Origin of the sequence: Iodobacter sp. (assembly GCF_025352645.1) — a bacterium.
Taxonomy (GTDB): Bacteria; Pseudomonadota; Gammaproteobacteria; order Burkholderiales; family Chitinibacteraceae; genus Iodobacter.
Genome location: NZ_JANXSO010000114.1, coordinates 21,358 through 46,159 on the forward strand (window position 1 = coordinate 21,358; position 24,802 = coordinate 46,159).

Sequence of the window (24,802 nt, forward strand, 5' to 3'; positions counted from 1 at the left end):
CCAGATTATGACTGTTTCTAACTGGATTTGCTTTCCTTCGCCTGGGGGGCGATCAGCGGAAAGCAGGCAATAAAGCAAGTGCCTTTGCCTAACTCTGAATTAACAATCAACGAGCCGCCTAAGGTTTGGGTGACTAAGTTGTACACCACATTTAGCCCCAAACCGCTGCCACCACTGCCACGCTTCGTGGTGAAAAACGGGTCAAAGATCTTTTTAAGGTGCTCTGGAGATATACCCGCGCCATTGTCTTGAAAACGTAGGTTGACATTATTATCGGTGCGGATGGCACTGAGAGAAATCAGCCCTTCTTGTCCTTCAGCAAAGGCGTGCGCTAAGGCATTGGTTAAAAAATTGGTGATGATTTGCGAAATGGCACCAGGGTAGCCGTCTAAATCTATTTTTTCAGGGCAATTGGTTTCAATGGTAACGAAGGTGCGTTTCAGCGTGGGCTTGAGGCTCATAATTACCTCGTCTATATATTCACCCAATTCAAAATTGCGGCGTGCTTCTGATGTTTGATCAACGGCAACTTGTTTAAAGCTTTGAATCAGCTGCGCAGCGCGTTCAGCATTGGCTAAAATCAAACGGCTGGATTCAATCGCCATTTCTGAATAACGCATCACTTCAGATTTTTTAATCGCTCCCGCATCTAAGTTGTTTTTAAATAGAATGGTTTCTTCAGATAAAACCGAAGCACTGGTCAAAATAACTCCAACGGGTGTGTTGACTTCATGGGCCACCCCCGCCACTAAGCCGCCTAAAGAGGCCATCTTTTCTGCTTGAACAAGATTGTTTTTAGTTTCATTCAACTGCTTAAATGCGCTCTCAGTAAGGTCTCGAGTGAGGCGCATGGCTAGCTCGGCAGCTTTACGGCTTTCTAAATCATCACAAAGCCTGCGGGTAATGCTGTGTACCGCAGCGGCTACATCCGCAAATTCACCTTTTCTATGCTGTGGAAGATTGATGTTGTTTAGATCAAAATCTTTGGCATCCGATGCGTGGATGAGTGATTCTCTGAGTTGATCTAGTGGCCTAATCACCACTAATAGCAGGCTATGGGAGAGCGCCATAAATAATAGTAAATCAAGCAAAACTACTTCTATTATTTTTGAAATGACCATTTGATTAAGGCGGGCGGATATTTTATCCCGTGAAAAAACATAATAAACTTTGCCCATAGGCTTAGATTTTTCATTGGCTGGGTAATAAATAGGAAAGGTTTGTGCATTTGCAGTGGGCGTACTGCCATTCACGGTGGCCATATTGCCCCGCACATTGATGCGGCCATCTACTTGTTCTTCATTGTTGTAAACCAGCAGCATGGATAAATCGGCGGATTGCATTTCTGCTTCTACAACTAGGCCTAATTGGGTGCTGTCAAAATTCCATAAGATACCTGGTAGCACGGTTTGCAAGCGTTTTTGTAAGGCAATAGCGGAGTGTCGCATATTGTTTTCTAGCTCTTGCTGCGTTTGCCAATAGGAAATCACACCAGAGATCGCTAAAAATAGCGTCACGATGGCAAGGAAGATCAGATTGAGTCGTGAGCGTATGCTGTGCATGCATTTTTGAGGTGGTGTGATTTGCCTTAACAATAGCCTTTAATGTAATTAAAGGGCAAGTCAGCTTGCAAAGCCTTCATTACTTTAGCGACAAAACAATAAGCAAACCCGCCGTACACCCCATGGTTTCAGCCCTTATTTAATTTTTATGCGTTAAATAAAACGCATCATTAAAAGTACTTACCCATTCTGGCCGCCAAACAACTAGCAGTGTTAGGTAAATGCCGCTGCTAAATCCTTCGGGCCAGCCTAGTAAAAAATAGTAGGGCAGTTGTTCTTCAAGTAAAAAATCCAGAGGATAAGCGCCACTGGCCGCTAAGAAGCCACAGGTGAGCAGGCCTACGCTCCACATTGATAATGCGCTGGCGGCAAAGCAATTTACAAAAATATAGATAAAGTAATTGGCGGGTAAGGCGCGCTGCGCCCAAGTCAACAGTGCATGGGCAAGCGTAACAGGGATAAAGGCAATGATCAGGTAAGACAGCCCAAAGCTGGCCCATTCACCGTGGCCATAAGCGGTATCTGCAGCTAATACTGCGGCCAGCCCTAGCAAGGCTTTATCTCGGCCTGCGATCATGGCTAGGGCGCTGGCACCAAGTAGATGAAATGATAGCCCAGGCTGAATACTGGCTTTCATTTGCCAAAATCCCAGCACCACTACGCTGGCCCCAAACCAGCCGGTTAGTTGCTCTTGGCTAAGGGCAAACCAAGCAATCCGCGTGGCCGCGTGCAAAATAAGGCCGCCACTGATAAGTAGTGCAATCAGAAGCAGCCAGTGTGCAAAGGGGGCGGCGATTAGATTCATAGATCTACGCTAAAACTATTCAGGGGCTGTGAGGGGGCATAGGTATCTGCACAAATGCCACAGCTGTAGCTTCCCCCTGTATAAAAAGGGGGAAACTCGTACAGCTAAATTGTGTAGATACTGATGGTGTAGGGGCACGGCATGCCGTGCCTTTTTTAGCTGCGATGACGCCATTCTTTGTTGACCCAATCCGCCAATTGGGTGAGCTTGCCGTGAAAATAATGGCCAACGCCTGGGAATACCACTACGGGTAATGATTGTGGCCTTGCCCAATTGAATACGGTGGCAAGGCTAATCACTTCGTCTTCTTCACCATGAATCAGCAGCGTACTGTGATTGGGAACGGGAGGAAAATTATGTCTGCTTACTGCTGGCCCAATCAAAATCATCCCTTCCACTTCGTCATCATTTAAGCGTTGGCGTAGCTGGCTTTGCACAAAGGTGCCAAAAGAAAATCCTGCTAGCGTAAGCCGCGTTAGTGTTGGGTTTTCGGCTCTGGCAAAGGCTAATACCGCCGCCATATCGTCCACTTCGCCTACGCCATTTTCAAATGCACCTGCCGAGTTGCCTACGCCGCGCAGATTAGGGCAATAGGCGATATAGCCAAGGCGGCTGAGTGTTTTTGCAAGGGTATGCACGATTTTATTATTAAATGTGCCGCCTTCGGTGGGATTAGGGTGCGCGACCAGCACAATGCCCACGGTTGTTTCAAGAGCGGAAGATAACCGCAGGCATTCCAGTGTGCCCACGGGGCCGTTGATTTCAATCAGCTCAAAAGAAGGGGCTTTGCGGGGAATATTCATGGGCAGAGGTGGGCCAGATAGTGAGTTTGAAAAGTACGGGCAATGAATTGCCCTTGATGCATGTTGGAAACAGTTTAAATCTTCAAACGCTCAACGATGCGGCCATTGACGATATGTTCGTCGATAATCTCGTCAATATCACTTTTATCGATATAGGTATACCAAACGGCTTCTGGGTAAACGACCAGTACAGGGCCTTCTTCACAGCGCTCTAAACAGCCTGCTTTATTAATCCGTACTTTGCCAGGCTGGCTTAGCCCTAGCTTTTTGATGCGGCCTTTGGCGTGCTCCCACATCTCAACTGCGCCGCAGCTATTACAGCTCTGACGCTCGCCCGGCTCGCGCTGGTTTAGGCAAAAAAATACGTGGTGCTGATAATGGCTCATGGTGGCCTCGATATTGGAAGTGGAAATTTATCGTAGGGCGGGTGCAACCCCAAACGCGCTAACTAAGTTGTTTTATTAGCAAACAGCAAAAAATTATAATAACCCCGCTCGTAGCATAGGGCTTTTTAAAGTCCCCTTGAAACAAGCGGTGCGGGGTTTCGCTAGGGGAGCGAGGAACGAGCCAATCCCGCCCGCCGCCGACTCGATTGTCCGCAGCGCAGGGGCCTTCGTGTTTATGTTGTTGTCGCTTTGCTCACTTTCTTGGCGAAGCAGAAATCAAATACTTCGCGGGGGACTCCCGCACCTAAACACTGTGCCGAAGGCACTAAAAAGATCTTTTTGCTTAGCGTATATGGTGCAACCAGCGTACTTTTAAACATTGCTTGAGGCCGCACCTTCCCTACGACATTAATGCTGCACAACCGCCTTAATATGCGCCGTTACAAAGAACGGTAACTGATCACTATCCATATTAGGCTGTACGTTTTCGATAATACGAATATCGCTCACCATACATTCACGGAATAACTCAACCGCGTATTGGTGGATTTTTTCTACGTGATCCCAAGCCGATAGCGGCCAAACAAAACCTTCCCAGCGCTCAGCGTCTTCAATCGTTGAAAATGTGATGCGGATTTCGGCGTTTTCGTGCGCAGCAATACAGATAACCGGCGTGCGGCCTTTGCTGCGGATGCTGCGCAATGCATTGCTGGCCATGAGCTGTAACCGGGTTTCTAGCTGGGTTTCACGGCCTGCTTCGCCCGCAGTGAGCCACGGCATTGGGGTGCGTGGAATCGGGAATAAAGTTACACCATTGGTGTTAAGCTGCTCACCAATCAGATTGGCTAATTGCATACCCCAAGCGCCTAAGTTGCCACCGAGTTTAATCGCCGGTGCTGCGTCTTTGTTCTGCATTGCCACGCCAACTAGATAGCGTAAGAATACCGCCTCGTCTTTAAGTGGCATTGGGGAGGTGTTTACATCCAGCGGCAAGCCACCCGAGGCGTATTGCAATTGATCACGCCATTGGCTGAGTTGCGATGGATTAACGCTTGCCAGTGTTTCGGCGTGTACCAGCTTGGCCGATAGCCAGACATCGGCGTCTGGGCTGATGACTTCGTGTTGTTTTAATAGTGCAAGTACGGCATCAACATCGGATAATTGGCCTGCTAGCTCGGTTGTGCCTTTGAAACCCGCCACCAAAATCACTGGGATCGCAAAAGGGATCGCATAGTGTTCGGCATTTTTTGGCGCGTTTTCAACGGCTGCGCGTAAGAGGCTCCACAGCTCCAGATAAGCGTCTAAAGACGGCGCTTGGGTCATGGCTGCATTTAACGCCGCATGATCTTGAATGGCGAGGGTATCGGCCAGTAGAGCGGTGAGTTCTTCACGTTTTTGCTGAACAAGCGCGCTGGACGATTCTGTCAGCAGCGACATCAGTAGGCGAATAATTGGGTTTTGTGCGTTAACTCTAGCGTAGAGGCGAGGATCTGGTAGGTACATGGCTGGCCTGTACGGAAGGTGACAAAAAAGTGATTATACCGGCAGTGGCGGTGTTTGAATGATTTGCCTTGTTGCCTGTTGAAATAAGGGTTTATTTCACCCAGATTATGGAGGATTAGGGCATAAGTGCACCTGATTAGCGGCTTAGCTCAGCTGATTGAATCGTCATTCCACGGATGGCGGGAATCCAGTCCTGCGGCACTCCAAATCTCTGGATCCCCGATAAAAACACTCGGGGATGACTATTTTGATGCATTTAAAATTTGAAATAACTTTTTGCTGAGCTATCCCGCTAATCAGGTAAGTGCATGGGTATTTGTGGTTGGTCGTATCTGGTAAGGGCTTATGCATCGATTGCGCCTTGAATCAGTGCAGTTTTTAACCACTGGCCGGCTAGGCCCAGCTGATGCCCTGGGTGCCAAACTAGCTGAATACCCAGCTGTAACTGGCTTTCGCTAAACTGGATGGGAAGCTGAATAATATCTTGCTCCAGCGCAACATCGGCAAAGTGTTTGGGTAAGCAAGCCCAGCCCAAGCCCCGACGCACCAGTTCGAGCACGGCCCAATCGCCTTCTACCCACCAAACCGAGGGTGAGTAGCGAAAGCGCTCTTTTTCGGCTCCGCTGTGCCGGCCCGTGACCATTAGTTGCCGGTGGCTTTGCAGCATGGTGAGGCTCACGCTGCTGGCTGCAGCAAGCGGATGTTGCCTGGATACGACAAATTGCACCTCGCATTGTTTGAGCCAATGAAAGGCCAATTCTTTGGGTTGCTCAGCAGCTTCATAGCTGATGCCTAAGTCAACTCGCCCTGATTGCAGTAGCTTGTATAAATCATCCATGATGGGGAATAACAATTCCACCTCTAGCTGCGGAAATTTCGTGGCTAATTGCTCCAGTAAATCCCCTAGCCAGGGCATCTGTGCTGAATCATCTACGGCCAAGCGTAGTTTGGCTTCTTGCCCCGCATTTAGGCTATGAGCAATGCCGCTGAGCTGCTCGCAGCGCTGCAAAATAGCGATGGCCTCGGGCAATAAGCGCTTACCTTCAGTGCTAAGTTGGGGGTAGCGCCCTGCACGGTGAAATAAGCTCACCCCCAGATCAATCTCTAAATTGGCGATGGCAGTGCTAATCAAAGACTGAGCTTTGCCCATGCGCCGAGCCGCAGCGGAGAAAGAACCGCACTCAGCAGCGGCTTTAAAGGCACTTAACTGATCTAATGAATATTTCATCTATCTGCTTTTAAGATGGTTACCAACTAACAACTATCATAGAAGCTGGGTATGCTAATGGCCATTGTGAATAAGACGAGCACCTTAAAATGCAGATGAGAAATCGGGCTGATCGTATCCGGCATGTGATTGGTTTTGAAGTGATTGGTTTGCTGCTATTTATCCCTCTTGCTAAGTTAGCTTTCGGTTTCTCCGTGGGGGAGCTTGGGGTGCTGGCGGTGGGAATCTCGATCATTGCTACCGCATGGAATTATGTTTACAACTTGGGTTTTGATCATTTATTGGCGCGCTGGAAAAAACGCGTGAATAAAACCCCTATAGAGCGAGTGATACACGCTATTGGCTTTGAAGGCGGGCTGCTGATGGTGAGCTTGCCCCTGGTGGCGTGGTGGCTGAAGGTGGGGCTTTGGGACGCTTTTATTATGGATCTTGGCTTTGCCGCTTTTTACTTGGTTTATGCCTTCATCTATAACTGGGTTTACGATAAAGTTTTCCCTTTACCAGCATGGCAAGCGGCATAAATTGGCACTGTTTCACCTGATTATGTCTCTTTCTCAAGCAAAACCATGTATTACTATATAGGGCAATATGCTGTAGGGGCGCTGCTTGCTGCGCCCCTACGAGTTAGCTACGACAAAAAATGAGCAAGAGACATCATCAGGTTGTCTAATGCAGCTTTAAGGAATCTATGATTAGTTTAATTAATAAAGAAACGCTGGCTGAGCTATCCCTGGCGGCGAAAGCCAGCCCGCGTTTGCGCAAAAATTTTAATTTTCACGCCAGCAATGAATCCAGCTGTCATCGCTTATTGAATGCTTTAGAGCCTGGCACTTATGTGCAACCGCATTGCCATTTAGATAGCGAAAAGGACGAAACCATGATCGCTTTGATTGGTCGATTTGGTATTCTTATTTTTGACGCTCAGGGTGAAATCACCCAGCAGGTGGTTTTGAGCGCTAATGAGGGCAATATGGGGATTAATATTCCTGCCGGCGCGTTTCACAGTATGGTGGCGCTGGAAAGTGGCTCGGTGTTTTTTGAAAGCAAGGCGGGGCCATATGTGGCTCTGGCTGCAGCTGAAAAAGCCAGCTGGGCCCCAGCCGAGGGCGATGCGGGCTGTGCTGCGTATTTAGCTAAGATGGTGGCGGTTTTTAGCGCGGTATAAGGTTGTTTTTGCTAGCAAAGTCACTCAAGATATAGGTTAGATCGCTTTAAAATAAATAGGGGCGCTGCTTGCAGCGCCCCTATTTTATTAACGCCTTGCTAAGCCAAACCGGTAGCCCAGCGATAAATCTAACACGGGGCTGTTTAGCTCACCCTTGAGTGATTTGACTAGCCCTGCGCCCGCTTTGATTTGCCAGCTTTTAGCAATAGGGTAGCTGGCGTAAGCCATAGGCTGCATGATGCCTCCGCCGTCTGAATCGACGCCACCTCCACCGGCTGCGCCGATCAGCATTTCTGCGCTAAGGCGTAATTTGCCGAGTACTTCTGGGCTTTCCCAGCCTGCGCCAATCAGGCCAACTGAATAACCGCCCGCTCCGCCACCCAAGGCGCTATGCGCTTGGCCGGTGAGATAGAAGCCATCATCAATATGGCGATTGAGCTTAAAACCAATGTTTTGCATGCTACGTTTGCTGCCATCGCGGCGTGCGGCGCTGGTGTATTGCTGCACGCTGGCGTCCCATTCCCAGCCTTCGATTCGGCTAAGAATATCGGTGCTGGCGTGGGGGTGATCCAGCGCCATGCCAAGCTGTAAGCTGGCGTAGCGGGCATTGAAACTGCCATCAAATGCTTTAGATACGCCGGTTTCTAAGGTTAAATCTAAATCACGGTTAAGCTGATATGTGCCAAAAATGGCTGCTTTGCCTAAGCCCCCGCCGCCGGTATCAACGGCGCCGCCGCCGCCCATCCCTAGCGAAACACGGCTGCCTGCGCGCAAAGATGGGTTAAATGCGTACTCCCAACCCAAGGTTGCCAATACTTCGGCGTAGCCATCGGATTCGCCTTTTACGGCTCCAGCGGCTTCCACACCCCATAGCCAGCCATTGGCTAAAGATTGCGTCATCAAAAAGCCAGCGTAGGAGGTGCTATCGGGTGCTGGCGCGCTCATGGTGGTTTTTACATCGCCTTGTGGTTTAGATTGCGCCGCCACAATGGCAATGCGATCAAAGCCCACGCCACTGCGCGTGTTGCTGCTTAAGTATTGGCCGATGCGGCTGGCGTCAGAATAGTTGAATGTATCGTCAAAGGACAGCATCAGTCCGAGCTGGCGGCTGTTGAAATGGCCGCTGGGAAAGCGCACTTCAGAGGCTGATACTCCCGCTCTAACTCCGCCAAAATCCCAAAGTAAATCAATATGTGGGCGTAACATCAGCCCACCGCCCACGCCCGCTGCACCGCCACCGCCACCGCCCAGATAAAAGCCACTATCTACGCTCAGGCGATTATTAATCGGTAAGCGATAGGTGATTTCAGCGCCGCCAGTAAAAAAGCCACCGCGCTCGCCCGTGATTGCGCCATAGGCCGCCGGGCCAAGGTAGAGGCCGGGCAGGGTTTCAATTAAATAACTACCTCCAATCATGCCCATATTTTCATTATTGGGCAGGGTGATGGTTTCAAAACCTAGCTTAAATGCCGCAGGTTTTTGATTTAAAGTGTCACCTGGCTCGGCATAAGCTTGGCTGGCGATCAGCAGGGCAATGGGGAGGAGTTGTCTGAGCATAGGTTTCTTGTGTAAAGAGAAAAAACCGCCACGAATGGCGGTTGATTTAAGGGCGTCTCAAGATATCCATCTTCGCGATAAAACGCGCCTTGTTTTATTGAGTCGATTGGTTTTTGATGCACCCTTAAGCAAGGTTATTTCACCCGCATGCCAGGTTTTGCGCCGGTATCTGGGCTTAAAATATACAAGCCGCCATCGCCACCAGCGGCCAGTACCATGCCTTCGGATACACCAAATTTCATTTTACGTGGTGCAAGGTTGGCCACCATCACCGTCATGCGGCCTTGTAAGTCTTCTGGCTTATACGCGGCCTTAATGCCTGCAAAGACATGACGGCTTTCATTGCCGATGTCTAGCGTTAAAGAAACCAGCTTATCTGCGCCTTCTACGGCCTTGGCCTCGGTAATCATCGCCACGCGTAGATCGATTTTCATAAAGTCATCAATGCTGATGGTTTCCGCAATCGGCGGGATCTCGTAGTCTGGTTGAGCGGCTGTTGGTGTGGCTTCTAGGTTTTGCTTGTTTTCTTCTACCATGGCTTCGATATTTTTAGCATCAATACGGGTCATTAGGTGTTGGTAAGGCTCGATGGTGTGATCCAGCAGCAATACCTGTGCATCGGCCCAAGTCAATGGCGCGATATTTAGAAAGGCTTCCACATCGGCAGCCAGCTTAGGCAGCACAGGTTTCAGGTAAATAGTCAGAATGCGGAAGGCATTGATCAAAAAGCTGCATACCACGTGCAAATGCAGGCTTTGCTCAGGGTCTTTGGCCATTGCCCATGGCTTGACGCTATCTACGTACTGATTGACTTCATCGGTTAAAGCCATGATTTCACGAATGGCGCGGCCATATTCACGGGCTTCATACAGGGAAGCCAGCCTTTCGCTCGCGCCTTGAAGCTGAGCTTGTAGGGCCACGATATTGTCCATTAAAGGATAATCGTCGGCAGTGAAAATACCGTCGTGCAAGCGGCCTTCAAAGCGCTTGCTGATAAAGCCCGCAGCACGGCTGGCGATATTAACGTATTTGCCGATCAGGTCAGAATTAACGCGGGCGCTGAAGTCTTCTAGGTTTAAATCCAGATCGTCCACGCCACTGCCCAGCTTGGCAGCAAAGTAATAGCGCAGCCACTCTGGGTTCAGGTGCTTAAGGTAGGATTCGGCGGTAATAAAAGTGCCGCGTGATTTGCTCATTTTTGCGCCGTCTACGGTTAAAAAGCCGTGGGCGTTAATGGCGGTTGGCGTACGGTAGCCTGCGTATTCCAGCATGGCGGGCCAAAATAGCGCATGGAAATACAGAATATCTTTGCCAATAAAGTGATACAGCTCAGCGTCTGAATCTTTATTCCAATAGCTATCAAAATCTAAGCCAAGGCGATCACACAGATTCTTGTGGCTGGCCATATAACCCACTGGCGCATCCAGCCAAACGTAGAAATATTTGCCCGGCGCATCTGGAATCTCAAAGCCAAAGTAAGGTGCATCGCGGCTGATATCCCAATCTGAAAGACCCGATTCAAACCATTCTTGCATCTTGTTAGAGGCTTCATTTTGCAGGCGCGGGCGCTGCTTGCCATCCACCAGCGTGGTTTCTTTGGTCCAAACCTTAAGAAACTCTTCGCAATCGCCCAGCTTAAAGAAATAGTGTTCGGAGTCTTTTAACTCTGGCGTTGCACCAGAAATGGCCGAGTAGGGTTTTTTTAGCTCGGTAGGGGCGTAAGTTGCACCGCACACCTCACAGTTATCACCATACTGATCTTTGGCCGCGCATTTTGGGCATTCACCTTTTACAAAGCGGTCGGCCAAAAACATGTTTTTTTGCGGGTCAAACAGCTGGCTAATGGTGCGTTGAGCGATTTTTCCATCTGCTTTTAGCTTATTGTAAATCTCACAAGCCAGTTGCTTGTTTTCTGGGCTGTTGGTGCTGTAGTAGTTGTCATAGCTCACATGAAAGCCTGCAAAATCACTCATATGCGAGCGTAGTGATTCAGCAATCAGGGCTTCAGGCGTAATTCCCAGTTTTTCTGCGCGCAGCATAATGGGGGCGCCGTGGGTGTCATCCGCACAAACACTGTGGCACTCATGGCCACGTTGTTTTTGAAAGCGTACCCAGATATCAGTCTGAATATGTTCGACCATATGGCCAAGGTGAATCGCACCGTTGGCGTAGGGAAGGGCGGAGGTAACGAGAATCTTGCGCGGCATCGTGGCTAAACCGGAATATTAAAGAGAATAAGGAATTATCCCCAATATTGCATCTTACTGCGAGGTGAATAGATAGATATTTGTGGGATTGCTGGTAAATAGCCACTTGTAGGCGTAGATCTGCTGTTTTACTTCGCTTGGTAAAAGAATAAAAAACGTTTTTAGTGCCTTTTATTACGCAAATAGCAATGTCTTTGTCATTTGCTTGGTGTTTGGCTGGCAACACGTCATACGGCTCACTATATTGAGTGGCATGTAGATGCGCAGGCCAAAGTTGCAATGAAGTCATTTTTGCCAAGATTTGATGGGGACAAAACGGCATGGCAAGGCTCCATCTTGCTTGGGCTATGTGGGGTGGTGATCAGTGCTGTAGTGGCTTTATTTGTTGATCGAATTGAAACTGAACGAGCCGATGCCGCCTTTTTGCAAATGAGTGGCCGCTTAGTTTTTTCCATACAAAGCCGTATGTCCAGTTATGTCGAAAGCTTACGCCAAGCCCATGCTTTTTCAGGGGCGAATGCAAATAATAGGATTGAATTTTCTCGCTATGTTCAATTTATGAATTTGCCTGTTGTTCTACCCGGGGCCTTATCTATTGGCTTGGTAAGAAAGGTTTCTGTTGCAGATTGGGATAACTACTACACGCAGTGGCAACTTCACTTTCCACTTATCCAGCTAAAGATGGTGAGTTTAACGGATGCTTTTATTATTGAGGCACTAGAGCCGGGGGTGTTAAAAACGGAGGTATTGGGCCATGATTTTGCGCAGGACACTGAGCTATCTAAGCAGCTAGCGTTGGCAATGACGCAAGAAAAAGAGCTGATTATTCGTTCAGCAACAATGGGGGCGCAACATCATGCTGATTTTTTTGTATTTGTCCCTTGGTATCGCTTAGATTCAAAAATAAATAATATTTCAGCTAAAGGAGGAACGTTATTAGGCTTTTTTTATATGCCAATTAATGCTGAAAAAATGATGATAAGCATAGCGGATGAGTATGGCGATTTTTTTAATTTTGGTATTTTTTTTGGTAAAGAAACTAAGGAAGGTAATAAGATATATGGTTTAAATGATAGTTTAATGTCATTTTCTGAGGTAAGTAGTTTTGAAAGAAATGTTTTAACTAATTATGGAGGCACAGAATTTACCATAAGAATAAAAGGTAATCATGATTTTGATGCTTTGTATAAAAAAAATGACCACGTGTGGTTTTTTTTGATTGGAGTATTAATCAGTATATTTTTATCTGTATTTTTTATTTTGCTAAAAGAAAAAAGAAAAATTGTGAATGATTTTGATTTTTTTATTAAATCAAATAGCAATTTTAATGATAAATATGAGTATGTAATTGATGCAATTAAAGATGTGGTACTTACTGTTGATCAAGGCGGTAATATATTGCAAATTAACAAGCAAACTGCAACGGTATTTAAAATATATGCTGCCGAAGTGATTGGGAAAAATATAAGTTCATTATTCATTGATATTAGCGAATTTGAATTTAATGTACATATTCAGCGCTGCATAAATAGCCAAGATAATACGGCAGATCCTTCCATAATAAAAGTGCAATGCAAAAACAGCCAAGGTGTTTGTTTTTATGCTGGATTGACTTTGTATTATTTAAAATTTGATAAAACTTTGCTATGTATTCTAGGTAAGCCTTCGCTGGCATGGTTTGCGGATGCAGAAAAAGAAACCATGCAAGAGCGCTTGCAATTGGCTGTTGATGCGGCTGGCTTGGGGGTTTGGGAGTGGGAATTAGCTGAGAATAAAATATTTTGGGATGAGGTAATGTATGGCTTATATGGTTTAGATGCGATTCAATTTAATGTGAACTATAGCAATTGGTCATCCTTCGTGCTTAATGAAGATCTATCTCAATTTGATGGTGCTATACACGCCATGCTGCAAGGCGGGGAGCCTTTGTATGAAACGGTTAGAATTCGCCGAGCTGATGGTGAAATTCGTTATATATCAATGCATGGAAAATTAATTATTAATGATGAAGATCAATCTGAGCGTGTCATTGGTGTTAATTTTGATATTACTCCGCTAAAAGCGGCGGAAGCTTCATTAAGGGAGTCGGGAGAAAGGTTTTCTTTGGCAGCACAAGCGGCACAAGAAGGGATTTGGGATTGGAATATGCAGACAGGTGAAGTTTGGTTTTCACCACAATGGAAAGCAAATTTTGGCTATCGTGATGATGAATTAGCTAATAATTTAGCCACATGGGATGAGTTAATTGACCCTGAAGATAGAAAACGCTCTTTACGTTTAACTCAAGAATATAACGAAGGTAAAGTGGCACGCTTTGAAACGACGCTGCGTTTTAAGCATAAAGATGGGCATTGGGTGAGTGTGCGTAGCCGTGCAGTTCATTTAAAAAATGAGCAGGGAGACGTGGTAAGAATGGTTGGCTCACACGAAGATATTACTGAAATTCTAAAGCACGAAGCTGCATTAAATGATAGCCGAAAACGAATGGATTTAACCATTCAATGCGCAGGCTTAGGGGTGTGGGACTGGGATATCATGAGTAATGAAGCCTTATTTGGTGGTAAATGGGCGGAAATGCTTGGATACGAAATATCTGAAATTAAGCCAAATATAGAAAGCTGGACAACGTTAACGCATCCTGATGATTTCATTGCGGCGAGTAAAGTATTGCAAGCCCACTTTGATGGGAAAACGCCAACTTATTCTGCTGAATTTAGAATGCGGGCAAAAAACGGCAGTTGGCGGTGGATTTTAGGCGTGGGCAGGGTGAATGCATTTAATGAAGAAGGCCGACCTTTGCGAATATTAGGGGTGAATATTGATATTCATGAAAGAAAAATGAATGAGGCTGCTTTGCAAGAGGCAACTGCAATGGCAGAGGCGGCAAATCGAGCAAAAAGTGAATTTCTAGCAAATATGAGCCATGAAATTCGTACCCCTCTGAATGCGGTATTAGGATTTTCATCTTTGATGCGCGGTGGAAAACTAGAGCCACAACAGCGTGATTTTGCCAATTCTATTCATACTGCAGGTAATGCTTTATTGTATTTAATTAATGATTTATTAGATTTTTCAAAAATTGAAGCAGGTAAGTTAGAGCTGGAAAATATTCAGTTTGATTTTCGCCATGTTTGTGAAGAGGCGTTTGAGATTATTGCCCCTAAGGCATATGAAAAACAACTGGCTATTGCTTGCATTGTTTTGCCATCGGTGCCTGAGTGCTTAATGGGGGATCCAGGCCGAATTAGGCAAGTTTTACTTAATTTATTAAATAATGCTATTAAGTTTACTGAGCAGGGTGAAGTAGTTATGCGCGTTTATAGCGAAACTATTGCAGATAATAGAGTTAATCTTCGCTTAGAAGTAAAAGACAGTGGTGTGGGTATTTCTGAGCATGTAAAAAAAGAATTGTTTAGCTCATTTACCCAGGCGGACGCATCAACAACGCGTAAATTTGGTGGCACGGGACTGGGTTTGTCGATTTGTAAAAAATTGATTGAGGCCATGGGAGGGGAGATTAGTGTTGATAGTGCAGAAGGGAAAGGCTCCTTATTCTGGTTTGAATTGCAATTTTCTACTGCGAATGTGCCAGATCCCATCAAAATAAACCATCCAAATCAATCTAATAAGGTGCTGGTCATTGATGCTTTTCCTGCTCATGCAGAATCATTATGGGTATTGCTAGGGCGGCTTGGCTTGGAGGCTGATTGTTATAGTGATGTGCAGCAGGGCTTAGCCGCACTGGCTTCTATTGATGCAGATTATATTTTGGCATTTGTGGATAACCGATTTGAAGGTATGAAAAGCCCTCAAATAATTGAGACGATTCGATCTCATAAAAAATGGCTTCATCTTCCTGTGATTGTTCTTTCGGATTGGAGCTGCTCAGAAAGTGCGCATGTAACAGATCACGTTGAGTTTTTTTTAGCTAAGCCAGTGCAAGAGCGAGCATTGCGGCGCTGTATCGATGCGGCTTTAAATTTACCTAAAAAACTGGCTCCGCCTCCTCAAGATCTCCCCTTCGCCATAGAGTCTATTGCTGATTTAAAACTACATATTTTGGTGGCTGAAGATAACCCGATTAACCAAAAAGTAGCTATGTTGATGCTGCAAAAATTGGGGTGCAAAGTGGATGTGGCTGCAAATGGCTTGGAAGCCCTAAATGCAGTGCAAAAAGGCAATTACGATTTGGTTTTTATGGATTGCCAAATGCCAGAGATGGATGGTTATACTGCGGTGGCGCATATTCGTTCACTTGCAGGGTCTCAATCTGAGGTGCCAATTGTGGCGTTAACTGCCAATGCGTTTAAATCAGATGAAGACCGCTGCTTTGCCATTGGTATGAATGACTTTATTGCCAAGCCCATTAGTGTTGAGCATCTCATCCGCGTGCTCTCGAATTTTTTCCCCAACCAGCAAACTGGGCCAGTAGTGTCTGCCCAAAGTGGAGGAAGTATGTCTTTGCCTATTGATGCGACTGAGGTTGAAAATGAAATGGCCAGTATTTATCAAACCTTTGAAGATTTGAAAAAGATGCTGGGCATGGATATGACTGATGAGCTGATTCAATTATTTTTGCCGACCTTAGACGAGTGTATGGCTAATTTAGGCCCAGTGATTGAGTCGGGTAATGGTGACGCAGTGGTGGCCTGTGCTCATAAATTAAAAGGAGCTGCTGCACAGATGGGTGCGCAATCTTTAGCTGATTTATGTAAAAAAGTAGAGCAAACAGGGCGCGATAAAACATTGGATATGGCATGGCCTTTTCATGCAAAAATTTTAGCTTTGGGTAGCGCTGTGGGGCAGCGTTTACAGGATAAATAGTTGGCGCTGTTTATCGCCTACTGCTGAGTATTGGGCCCATATTCTTTAGAGATTTATGGGGCTTTATTTCACCCCGTACTAAGGCTATCTCTACTCATGTTGTGCATGGCTGCTTTATGAATAGGGCGGCACTACATAATGACTAAAATGCACAATTATTTTGTGCGTTATTCCCCTCTATAAAATAGGTATCTTCGTGATCTTGCCCGCCTCCAGCCAGATTCGTTCATGGCTGCAATTAAAACTGAATGCTGCAAGCAAAATATCTGCTGGTGATTTGGGGGGGAGCCCCTTGCCTAGTAGCCGTGCTGCCGCTGTGTTAATTCCCTTGGTACTGCATCCTTCTGGTGTGACCGTGCTATTTACTGAACGCGCCGCACATCTTTCTACCCATGCGGGGCAGGTGAGTTTCCCCGGGGGGGGCACGTGAAGTGCAGGATGCGGATCTAGTAGCCACCGCCTTGCGTGAAACACAGGAAGAGACGGGCATCCCTATTGGGCAAGTTGAAGTGGTGGCGAGCTTAGCAGAGTATTTTACGATTAGCCGCTTTAGGGTAACGCCAGTTGTGGGGCTGTTGCAGCCTGGTTTTGAGCTAGCACCCGACCCAAGTGAGGTGGCTGCGGTATTTGAGCTGCCTTTGGCGGTGTTGCTGGATGTGCGCCACTATGAACGCAGAATGGTTGAGCGTAATGGTCAGAGAGGGTTTACCCATTTTCTGGAGCACGATGGGCGCGTGGTATGGGGCGCGACAGCGGGGATGTTGTTGATGTTGGCTAAGAGCTTGGAGTAATCTTTGGTAATATTTGTGTTGCTTTATTGTATAACTTGCTTGTTTTTATTTTGGCTTACTTGACATGCCAATGTCGTTGGCTTGATGATCTATGACAGGAAGTGATTGATTCTTAGTTGTTAATTGCTTTCGGCAGAGTATCGGCGCAATAACTAACAATAAACCTAGGAGGTCAGACAATGACAAAGCATCTGGTACTTGCAATCGCGCTGGGCGTGGCGAGCTTATCTCAGGCAGCGACAGTAAGCCGTTCTTATATTACCAAAACCGGCTCAGAAATTAGTCAGGAAAAGGGCCGTTACGCCAATCCGACTATCTATATTGATCAACGCGCCTGCGGTGAACCTAGTCCAAACGCAATGGCATGCGGCCCGAGCATCATTAGTGTGGGTACACAGTTTTTACAGTCTCAGGAAACACAGCACGGTAATTACGCCGCAAAAATGGTGCTGGCACATGAGTGGGGCCATTCTATTCAGTTTGCCAATGGTATTAATCTGCGTGCACCTTACCAAGAGCTGCAGGCCGATTGTAATGGCGGCTCATTTATCCGTTATGCGGTTAATAATTTGGGTTATTCGTCTTTTCTAGAGGCTGCGGTGAGCAGTGCTCGTGCTGCTGCCGATTACAGTACGCATGGCACACCGGCTCAGCGTGATGCATTTACTCGCTGGGGCTATGCTCAGGGTGATTTACTAAAATGTTTTAATAATTTGCCAAGATAATTAACAGCGATCTTGCTGATGCCCGTGCTTAAGCATGGGCATCAGGGGCGATGGAGTGGGGCAAAATATGAAAAAACAGAATTGGATGATTGCACTTGCATTGCTGGGCGGTGGCGTGGTTTATTTATGGCAGTCGCCTATTTCTATGAGTGCGTTAGTAAAGGGGCTAGGGTTGCCGCAGGATAAGTTAGCGGCGTTATCCTCCGCTGGGGTGTCGGCATCGGCTGCGTCAACTGCAGCATCGTCGCTGAGCCAGTCAGCTATGCTGCAGGCATCGCCTTTTGCAAAAAATAAAAGTATTGATTTAAGCAGTGATGAGCTTAAAACCGATCCGCATTTAAATACCGCGCTAATGACGCCGGATAAAGAAGTGATTGGCCCAGAAGAAGCTGCCCGTCGTAAAAAAATGGAAGCATTGGGCTATATGGTGCCTGCGGATTATTTAACTAAAGATCTGCAGAGCTTAAAGAAAATGGCCAAGGCGGGCGATGCTTATGCCATGGTGCATCTGGGTGAAAAGTATTACTTTGAATTAAATAAAAACCCAGAAAATCCAGATTATGATCCGCAGACCGATTACGCCAATCAGGCTAAATCAACATTTAAAGATGCGCTGGTGGCGGGCAATATTCGCTCTGCAGCGATTATCTCTGAGCTGTATCTGCAGGAGAACAATCTGGTGGATGCCTATGCATGGTATTTAATTTCTGATCGCCTTGGGGATAGCATTAGCGCTGATTGGTTTCGCTCTACCAAAGTCTATACCGAAGCTAGCGAGCAGCTAAAGCAAGCGGCAAAGGCGAAATTACCGGTATTGATTGCGGAATTAGATAGCCGCAGCAAAGCAGCGAATCGCACGCCTATATTTAAATCTTAATTGAGGTGAGGCTTCTTCTATTCGTTTAAGAAAAAGCTGTAATAAATGATGCTTTTATAGGCTTTGTTGGTGAAATAAAGCGGCTTACATAAGTTAGCAATTGTATTGAAGTTGATAGAGTTGGGATGAAGCGAGCACTTTATTTAACAATACGTGCAGGTCTTACCCACCCTAAGCGATATCAGTGCTAGTTATCTAGCATATAGCTTTAGAAATGGATCAGTCTTTATCCTGACTTCTGAATTATTTATATTTTTATTGGTAATTAAAAGGGCGGGGGTTTCTAAATTTACGGAGATCTGCTTTTTCTCTAGTAGTTTAAAAAGCGTTTGCATGGCTTTTTGCCCCATTAAATAGGGATCTTGTATTACCACGCCATTTAGGCTGCCGTCTTTGATGGCTTCATTTATTTTGTGATTAAAATCAAAGCCATAATGTTTTATTTTACCTGCAAGGTTCTTTGCTTTAAGTGCACGTATTGCACCCTCGGTGCTGGATTCATTGGGGGTGAAAATAAGATCGATATCTGGGGTTCGGCTCAGAATTGCGCTTACGTTGGATTCGGCATCTTGCATTGTTACACCGGCATATTGCTTATCAATAATTTTTGCTTTGGGTAATAACTTATGGATGCGGTCTAAAAAGCCTTTTTCGCGCTCGGTGGTTGAGCCATGCTTGGGGGCGTATCGAAGGAGTAATATTTTTTTTATCTGCGGAAAATCTTTAGCGGCTTGAGCTGCAGCAAGAGCGCCTGCTTCTCTATTGTTTGTGCCCACATAAGGTAAGCTGTTTTGCTCTGCTAGCGGCGAATCCACAACAACAATTTTAATGCCCTTATTCACTGCTTCCCGAATCGGCTTATCAAGTTGCGCCGTAGAATTGGGTGCTAGAATAATTCCAGAATATTTTTCATTAATGTAAAAAGCCATAATGTGAGTTTGTGCATCCACGTCATCTTCTGAACTTGGGCCTCGCCAAACCAGCTCGATATGTAAACTCTTTGCTTTGTCCTGCGCACCACGTGCCATTTCCTTCCAGAAAACCTGAGTAGCCCCTTTTGGGATGAAGACGGCCTTATAAGGGGCTGCTAGCGCACTACATGCTAGTTGGAGAAGAGCCATACCCAACAGCAGTTGCATTGATCGCATTTTTTACTCCACCAACATGTTTTATTTCTAGCAATATAGCCAACCCTCCGCGTGCGAGGGCTTTTTCCCGCCCAGCGCAATTGTGAATGAAACGGCAACAGGCCCTAGGGCTGGTGGTTAACCTTTTGCGCTTAAGTACTTTATTAGTCAGTGCGGCATAAAAAAAGGCCATCCTCGCGGATGGCCTGTGCTTCATGTTTTAAAAACTACTTATTCGTAATCAGACATCGGCAAGCAAGCGCAAAATAGATTGCGATCGCCGTAAACGTTGTCGGCACGGCCAACCGGTGGCCAGTATTTATTTTTTCGAACGCTTTCTAGCGGGAAGGCGGCAGTAGCGCGGCTATACGCGTGTTCCCACACTTCTACCGTTAGTACTTCTACGGTGTGCGGTGCGTTAACCAGCGGATTGTCGGCCAATGTCCATTCACCTGAAACCACGCGATCAATTTCGCTACGAATGGCGATCATAGCGTCGATAAAACGATCCAACTCAACTTTTGATTCGCTTTCGGTAGGCTCCACCATCAGCGTGCCAGGCACGGGGAAGCTCATGGTGGGTGCGTGGAAGCCATAGTCCATCAGGCGTTTGGCCACATCTTCATTGCTGATGCCGCTTAGATCTTTTAGTGGACGCAAGTCTAAAATGCACTCATGCGCAACCAAGCCATCGTGCCCGCTGTAAAGCACTGGGTAGAAAGGCGCGAGGCGTTTGGCGATGTAGTTGGCGTTTAAAATCGCAATTTCAGTCGCGCTCTTAAGGCCTTCCGCCCCCATCATGGCGATATACATCCATGAAATAGGCAAAATCGCGGCCGAGCCAAACGGCGCGGCGCTGACTGCGCCAATCCCTTGTTCGCCGCGCACATAGCCGCTGCTTTGCTGATTAGGCAAAAACGGTACTAAGTGTGCTGCCACAGCCACTGGGCCAACACCTGGGCCGCCGCCGCCATGTGGAATGCAGAAGGTTTTGTGCAGGTTTAAGTGGCTAACATCGCCGCCAAACTGGCCAGGTGCACATAGGCCCACCATGGCATTCATATTTGCGCCGTCGATATACACTTGGCCACCGTGGCCGTGCACGATATCGCAGACTTCTGTGACTGATTCCTCAAATACGCCGTGCGTGCTTGGGTAGGTAATCATAATCGCAGCGATATTTTGGCTGTGCTTATCGGCCTTGGCACGTAAATCGGCCAGATCAATATTGCCTGCTTCATCGCAAGCCACGACCACCACATCCAGCCCTGCCATTTGAGCGGAGGCTGGATTAGTACCGTGTGCGGATGCCGGAATCAGCACGATATTGCGCGCCGCATCATTACGCGATGCATGGTAAGCCTTGATGATCAACAGGCCAGCGTATTCGCCTTGGCTGCCCGCATTAGGCTGCAAGCTTACACCCGCATAACCGGTGGCCGCGCAGAGCATGGCTTCTAGCTGGGCGATCATTTCGCGGTAACCTTCGGTTTGCGCAGCCGGGGCAAAGGGGTGGACATTGGCAAATTCTGGCCAAGTGACCGGCATCATTTCGCTGGCCGCGTTGAGCTTCATGGTGCAAGAGCCGAGCGGAATCATGGTGCGATCAAGTGCTAGGTCTTTATCTGCTAGGCTACGTAGGTAGCGCATCATCTCAGTTTCGGAGTGATAGCGGTTAAAGGTGGGGTGAGTCAGAAAATCAGACTGGCGGAGTAAGTCGCCTGGCAATGCGCCTGCGATTTCTGCATCGATGGCGTCCACTGTTGGCAGGGCTTTACCGCCAGCAAATACATGCCACAGCGCGGCGATGTCTTCACGATTGCTGGTTTCATCTAGCGAAATACCCACGGTAGCTGCGTCAATTTGGCGCAGATTCAGCCCGTGGTTGTGCGCTAGAGCGTGGATTAGAGCGGCTTCTTTAACGGATACAGTTAGCGTATCAAACCAGCTGTTATTCAGTACGGTGACATCCAGCTGCTTTAAGCCCGCTGCCAGAATGCTGGTGAGGCGGTGCACGCGATGTGCGATGCGTTTCAAGCCTGCGGGGCCGTGGTAAACGGCGTACATGCTGGCCATCACCGCGAGTAATACTTGGGCGGTACAGATATTGGAGGTGGCTTTTTCGCGGCGGATATGTTGCTCGCGGGTTTGCAGTGCAAGGCGGTAAGCGCTCTTGCCCTGTGCATCCACGGTAATCCCAACTAAGCGGCCTGGCATAGAGCGCTTGAATTCATCGCGGGTGGCTAAGAAACCCGCGTGTGGGCCACCAAAGCCCAGCGGCACACCAAAGCGTTGGCTATTGCCAACTACTACATCGGCGCCCCATTCGCCAGGGGCTGCCAGTAGGGTGAGCGCCAGTAAATCAGCAGCTACTACCACTAAAGTGCCTTTAGCGTGTAAATCAGCCACCAGTGCGCGGTAGTCAGACACTTCACCGCTAACCCCAGGGTATTGCAGCAGCACACCAAAGCCGTCGCCTGCTTCGCCAAGACCGGTGCGCACTTCAATGCCCAGTGGGGCTGCACGGGTGGCGATGACTTCGCGGGTTTGTGGCAGTACGTCTGCGGCAACATAAAAAATGCTCGATTTGCTTTTGCTCATGCGCATCAACAGCGTCATGGCCTCGCTGGCAGCCGTGGCTTCATCCAGCATCGATGCATTGGCAATTGCCATGCCCGTCATATCGCAAATCATTTGCTGGAAGTTAATAATTGCTTCCAGACGGCCTTGGCTGATTTCTGGCTGGTAAGGCGTGTAAGCCGTGTACCAAGCTGGGTTTTCTAAAATATTGCGCAAAATCACGCTGGGGGTATGGGTGCCGTAATAGCCCTGACCAATGAAATTCTTCTTCAGGACATTTTTGCCAGCAATCGCTTTTAGCGTGGCAAGGGCCTCTGCTTCGCTTTTTGCTTGGGTGAATTCACCCAGCGGCAGTGCGTCTGCGCGGACAATCGCTGCAGGAACAATGTTTTTAATCAGATCTGCACGCGTTGCATAGCCAAGCGTGGCTAACATTGCGGCTTCTTCCGCAGCATTAGGGCCAATATGGCGAGCCACAAAAGCGGCGTGATCTTCAAGATGGCTAAGAGATGCAGTGGTCATGGCGGCAACCGTAAAAGGGGATGAGGCAAAAGGTCAGAACCCATCAAACCCAAACCTCGAACCACGGAGTTTAGGAGGACACGGAGGGCCACGGAGAAAAACAAATTAATTGAAGGTTTTCTTCGTGAAACTCCGTGTTCTCTGTGGTCTCCGTGTTTTAAGATTTGGGTTTCAGGTTTTTTTAACTATAAAAATTAGCCGATGGCTTTTTCGTAATCGGCGGCGCTCAGCATGGCATCGAGGTCGGCGGCGTTGTCTGGGGTAATTTTGAATAGCCATGCGCCGTAAGCGTCGGTGTTGACTTGTTCTGGTGCGTTGGTCAAGTCGTCATTGCTTGCCAGAATCACACCCGCCAGTGGCGCGTAGATATCACTGGCGGCTTTAACTGACTCAACCACACCACAAGCGTCGTCTTTTACGTAGCGTGTGCCGGCTGCTGGCAGCTCCAAAAACACGATATCGCCCAGCGCTTCTTGCGCGTGGTTGGTAATACCAATGGTGATTGTGCCGTCAGCTTCTAGACGTAACCATTCGTGAGTGTCAGTGAATTTCAAATTTGCAGGGATAGACATAAAAGTACTCCGATATGGGGTTAGTGCTAATAAATATGGTCTGTAAATAGCATAAAAAGAATAAAAGAAATTTGGCTTAAATAATTAATAACAAGTTCAGTAGTTTTTCTCAAAACCCAAACCTTGAACCACAGAGTTTAGGAGAACACGGAGTTTCACGGAGAAAAACAAAGTCTCGAAGGTTTTCTCCGTGAAACTCCGTGTTCTCTGTGTCCTCCGTGTTTTAAGATTTGGGTTTTGAGTCGTTTCTATTTGCGTAGGTTTTTTAAAGCTGTGATTTACCGTTGCGCACAAAAGGCATTTTTACGACGCGGGCGGCTAGTTTTTTGTCGCGGATGGCTACATGTACCGTATCGCCAATGGCCACGCCAAGCGGTAAACGCGCCATGGCGATAGATTGTTGCAGGCTTGGCGAGAACGTGCCGCTGGTGATTTCTCCGATCCCGTGTTCGGTATGCACCACTTGATGACCGCGCAAGACACCGCCTTTATCTAGCAATAATAAGCCGGTGAATTGCTGGGTTTGGCCTTTAGCCAGTAGTGCTTCCTTGCCGATAAAATCACGTTCAGTGATCAGGTCAATCGTCCATGCCAGCGCGGCGTTCAGCGGGTTAATGGTTTCGTCCATATCTTGGCCGTAGAGATTCATACCGGCTTCTAAACGTAGTGTGTCGCGTGCACCAAGGCCACAAGGGCGAACGCCAGCGGCAACGAGTTGGTTCCAGAAATTTTCAATTTGTGTAGCAGGTAGCACCACTTCAAAACCATCTTCACCGGTATAACCCGTGCGGGCGATCATCACATCACCAATTTGGGCTGCGTTAAATGGCTTAAGCTCGCTGCTGGCGGTTTGGGTTTCTGGCAGAACTTGCCAGACTTTAGCGCGGGCATTTGGACCTTGTACGGCTAAAATGGCTAAATCGTTGCGTGAGGTAATGGTAAGGCCAGTATTCCAATCGCTATTAAGCTGCTGCATCCATGCGATATCTTTGTCTGCCGTGCCTGCGTTAACCACTAAGCGGAAGTAATCATCGGCGAAAAAATACACGATTAAGTCGTCAATCACGCCGCCGTCTTGATTTAGCATGCAGGAGTAGAGGGCTTTGCCGCTGGCTTTTAGCTTGGCCACATTATTGGCAATGGCGCGGGTCAGGAAGGCGCGAACTTGTTCGCCCTTGATATCCACCACACGCATATGGCTCACATCAAACATGCCTGCATCGGTGCGAACAGCGTGGTGTTCTTCGATTTGCGAGCCATAGTTGACAGGCATGTCCCAGCCGCCAAAATCGACCATACGGGCGTTGGCAATACGATGGGCAGCATTGAGTGGGGTAGTGTGGAGTTGGGCGGACATGGCACTCTCGGGCATGGCGCTGCAAGCCGATTCGGCTTTTTAGATGCAGCGGCCCCTCTGTCCTTGGTACCTGAGAGATTCCAAAACGGCTCATGACGATCCGTTTTGTTAGCCCCTTCGGTGGGCGTTTTATACGCCGCTCTCCAGAGTGTTGATGCCAAAGAGTCCTTTTGCCTGAGCGTTCGCGGGCGTTGCGCCTTCGGCGGTAACT

Annotated in this window: 19 protein-coding genes and 1 riboswitch; of the genes, 7 read left to right on the forward strand and 12 right to left on the reverse strand. The window is 47.6% G+C overall.

Annotated elements, in window-relative coordinates; all coding sequences use genetic code 11:
- Positions 1–17 precede the first annotated feature (17 nt).
- From Q0R17_RS12850 to Q0R17_RS12875, 6 genes are all read right to left on the reverse strand, one after another.
- Positions 18–1,562 (reverse strand): sensor histidine kinase, encoded by a 1,545-nt coding sequence (locus Q0R17_RS12850; protein WP_293935694.1) that lies wholly within the window; start codon positions 1,560–1,562, stop codon positions 18–20.
- A 139-nt stretch (positions 1,563–1,701) separates the two neighbouring features.
- A complete protein-coding gene (locus Q0R17_RS12855; protein ID WP_293935695.1) occupies positions 1,702–2,367 on the reverse strand; it encodes an energy-coupling factor ABC transporter permease in 666 nt (221 codons plus the stop codon).
- Between the two features lie 155 nt (positions 2,368–2,522).
- On the reverse strand, positions 2,523–3,170 hold the full coding sequence (locus tag Q0R17_RS12860) for an alpha/beta hydrolase (protein WP_293935696.1): 648 nt from the start codon (positions 3,168–3,170) through the stop codon (positions 2,523–2,525).
- A 74-nt stretch (positions 3,171–3,244) separates the two neighbouring features.
- The gene (locus tag Q0R17_RS12865; RefSeq protein WP_293935697.1) at positions 3,245–3,556 is read right to left on the reverse strand and encodes a ferredoxin; all 312 of its coding nucleotides are present in this window, start codon (positions 3,554–3,556) and stop codon (positions 3,245–3,247) included.
- 408 nt (positions 3,557–3,964) lie between these two features.
- Positions 3,965–5,059: a hypothetical protein gene (locus Q0R17_RS12870; protein WP_293935698.1), complete on the reverse strand. Its 1,095-nt coding sequence runs from the start codon at positions 5,057–5,059 to the stop codon at positions 3,965–3,967.
- 343 nt (positions 5,060–5,402) lie between these two features.
- Positions 5,403–6,287 (reverse strand): LysR family transcriptional regulator, encoded by an 885-nt coding sequence (locus Q0R17_RS12875; RefSeq protein ID WP_293935699.1) that lies wholly within the window; start codon positions 6,285–6,287, stop codon positions 5,403–5,405.
- Between the two features lie 89 nt (positions 6,288–6,376).
- On the opposite strand from Q0R17_RS12875, the gene Q0R17_RS12880 reads away from it, so the two are divergent.
- Together Q0R17_RS12880 and Q0R17_RS12885 are read left to right on the forward strand one after the other, a co-directional pair.
- Positions 6,377–6,808, forward strand: coding sequence for a PACE efflux transporter (locus Q0R17_RS12880; protein ID WP_293935700.1), 432 nt, complete (start codon positions 6,377–6,379; stop codon positions 6,806–6,808).
- A 167-nt stretch (positions 6,809–6,975) separates the two neighbouring features.
- Positions 6,976–7,452, forward strand: a complete 477-nt coding sequence (locus tag Q0R17_RS12885) for a WbuC family cupin fold metalloprotein (RefSeq protein ID WP_293935701.1) — start codon at positions 6,976–6,978, stop codon at positions 7,450–7,452.
- Between the two features lie 87 nt (positions 7,453–7,539).
- Here the strand turns inward: Q0R17_RS12885 and Q0R17_RS12890 are convergent, their stop codons facing one another.
- On the reverse strand, positions 7,540–9,009 hold the full coding sequence (locus tag Q0R17_RS12890) for a hypothetical protein (RefSeq protein ID WP_293935702.1): 1,470 nt from the start codon (positions 9,007–9,009) through the stop codon (positions 7,540–7,542).
- Between the two features lie 134 nt (positions 9,010–9,143).
- Entirely contained in the window at positions 9,144–11,216 is a 2,073-nt protein-coding gene (gene metG / locus Q0R17_RS12895) for a methionine--tRNA ligase (RefSeq protein WP_293935703.1), read from the reverse strand.
- Positions 11,217–11,588: 372 nt separating this feature from the next.
- Here metG and Q0R17_RS12900 point away from each other — a divergent pair, with 372 nt between their 5' ends.
- The 5 genes from Q0R17_RS12900 to Q0R17_RS12920 all read left to right on the forward strand — a co-directional run bounded on the left by Q0R17_RS12900 (position 11,589) and on the right by Q0R17_RS12920 (position 18,433).
- A complete protein-coding gene (locus tag Q0R17_RS12900) occupies positions 11,589–16,040 on the forward strand; it encodes a PAS domain-containing protein (RefSeq protein WP_293935704.1) in 4,452 nt (1,483 codons plus the stop codon).
- A 196-nt stretch (positions 16,041–16,236) separates the two neighbouring features.
- Positions 16,237–16,470 (forward strand): hypothetical protein, encoded by a 234-nt coding sequence (locus Q0R17_RS12905; RefSeq protein WP_293935705.1) that lies wholly within the window; start codon positions 16,237–16,239, stop codon positions 16,468–16,470.
- Position 16,471: 1 nt separating this feature from the next.
- Positions 16,472–16,831, forward strand: a complete 360-nt coding sequence (locus tag Q0R17_RS12910) for a CoA pyrophosphatase (RefSeq protein WP_293935706.1) — start codon at positions 16,472–16,474, stop codon at positions 16,829–16,831.
- A 179-nt stretch (positions 16,832–17,010) separates the two neighbouring features.
- Positions 17,011–17,556 carry a hypothetical protein gene (locus tag Q0R17_RS12915; RefSeq protein WP_293935707.1) on the forward strand — a complete coding sequence of 182 codons (546 nt, stop codon included), beginning with the start codon at positions 17,011–17,013 and terminating at the stop codon, positions 17,554–17,556.
- A gap of 67 nt (positions 17,557–17,623) precedes the next feature.
- Entirely contained in the window at positions 17,624–18,433 is an 810-nt protein-coding gene (locus tag Q0R17_RS12920; protein WP_293935708.1) for a hypothetical protein, read from the forward strand.
- A 191-nt stretch (positions 18,434–18,624) separates the two neighbouring features.
- On the opposite strand, the gene Q0R17_RS12925 is transcribed toward Q0R17_RS12920, so the two are convergent.
- The 4 genes from Q0R17_RS12925 to gcvT all read right to left on the reverse strand — a co-directional run bounded on the left by Q0R17_RS12925 (position 18,625) and on the right by gcvT (position 24,591).
- A complete protein-coding gene (locus Q0R17_RS12925) occupies positions 18,625–19,554 on the reverse strand; it encodes a substrate-binding domain-containing protein (RefSeq protein ID WP_293935709.1) in 930 nt (309 codons plus the stop codon).
- Positions 19,555–19,791: 237 nt separating this feature from the next.
- Positions 19,792–22,662, reverse strand: coding sequence for an aminomethyl-transferring glycine dehydrogenase (gene gcvP / locus Q0R17_RS12930; protein WP_293935710.1), 2,871 nt, complete (start codon positions 22,660–22,662; stop codon positions 19,792–19,794).
- 194 nt (positions 22,663–22,856) lie between these two features.
- A complete protein-coding gene (gene gcvH, locus Q0R17_RS12935; RefSeq protein WP_293935711.1) occupies positions 22,857–23,234 on the reverse strand; it encodes a glycine cleavage system protein GcvH in 378 nt (125 codons plus the stop codon).
- 265 nt (positions 23,235–23,499) lie between these two features.
- Entirely contained in the window at positions 23,500–24,591 is a 1,092-nt protein-coding gene (gene gcvT / locus Q0R17_RS12940) for a glycine cleavage system aminomethyltransferase GcvT (RefSeq protein WP_293935712.1), read from the reverse strand.
- A gap of 47 nt (positions 24,592–24,638) precedes the next feature.
- Positions 24,639–24,748: riboswitch (glycine riboswitch) on the reverse strand.
- Positions 24,749–24,802 lie beyond the last annotated feature (54 nt).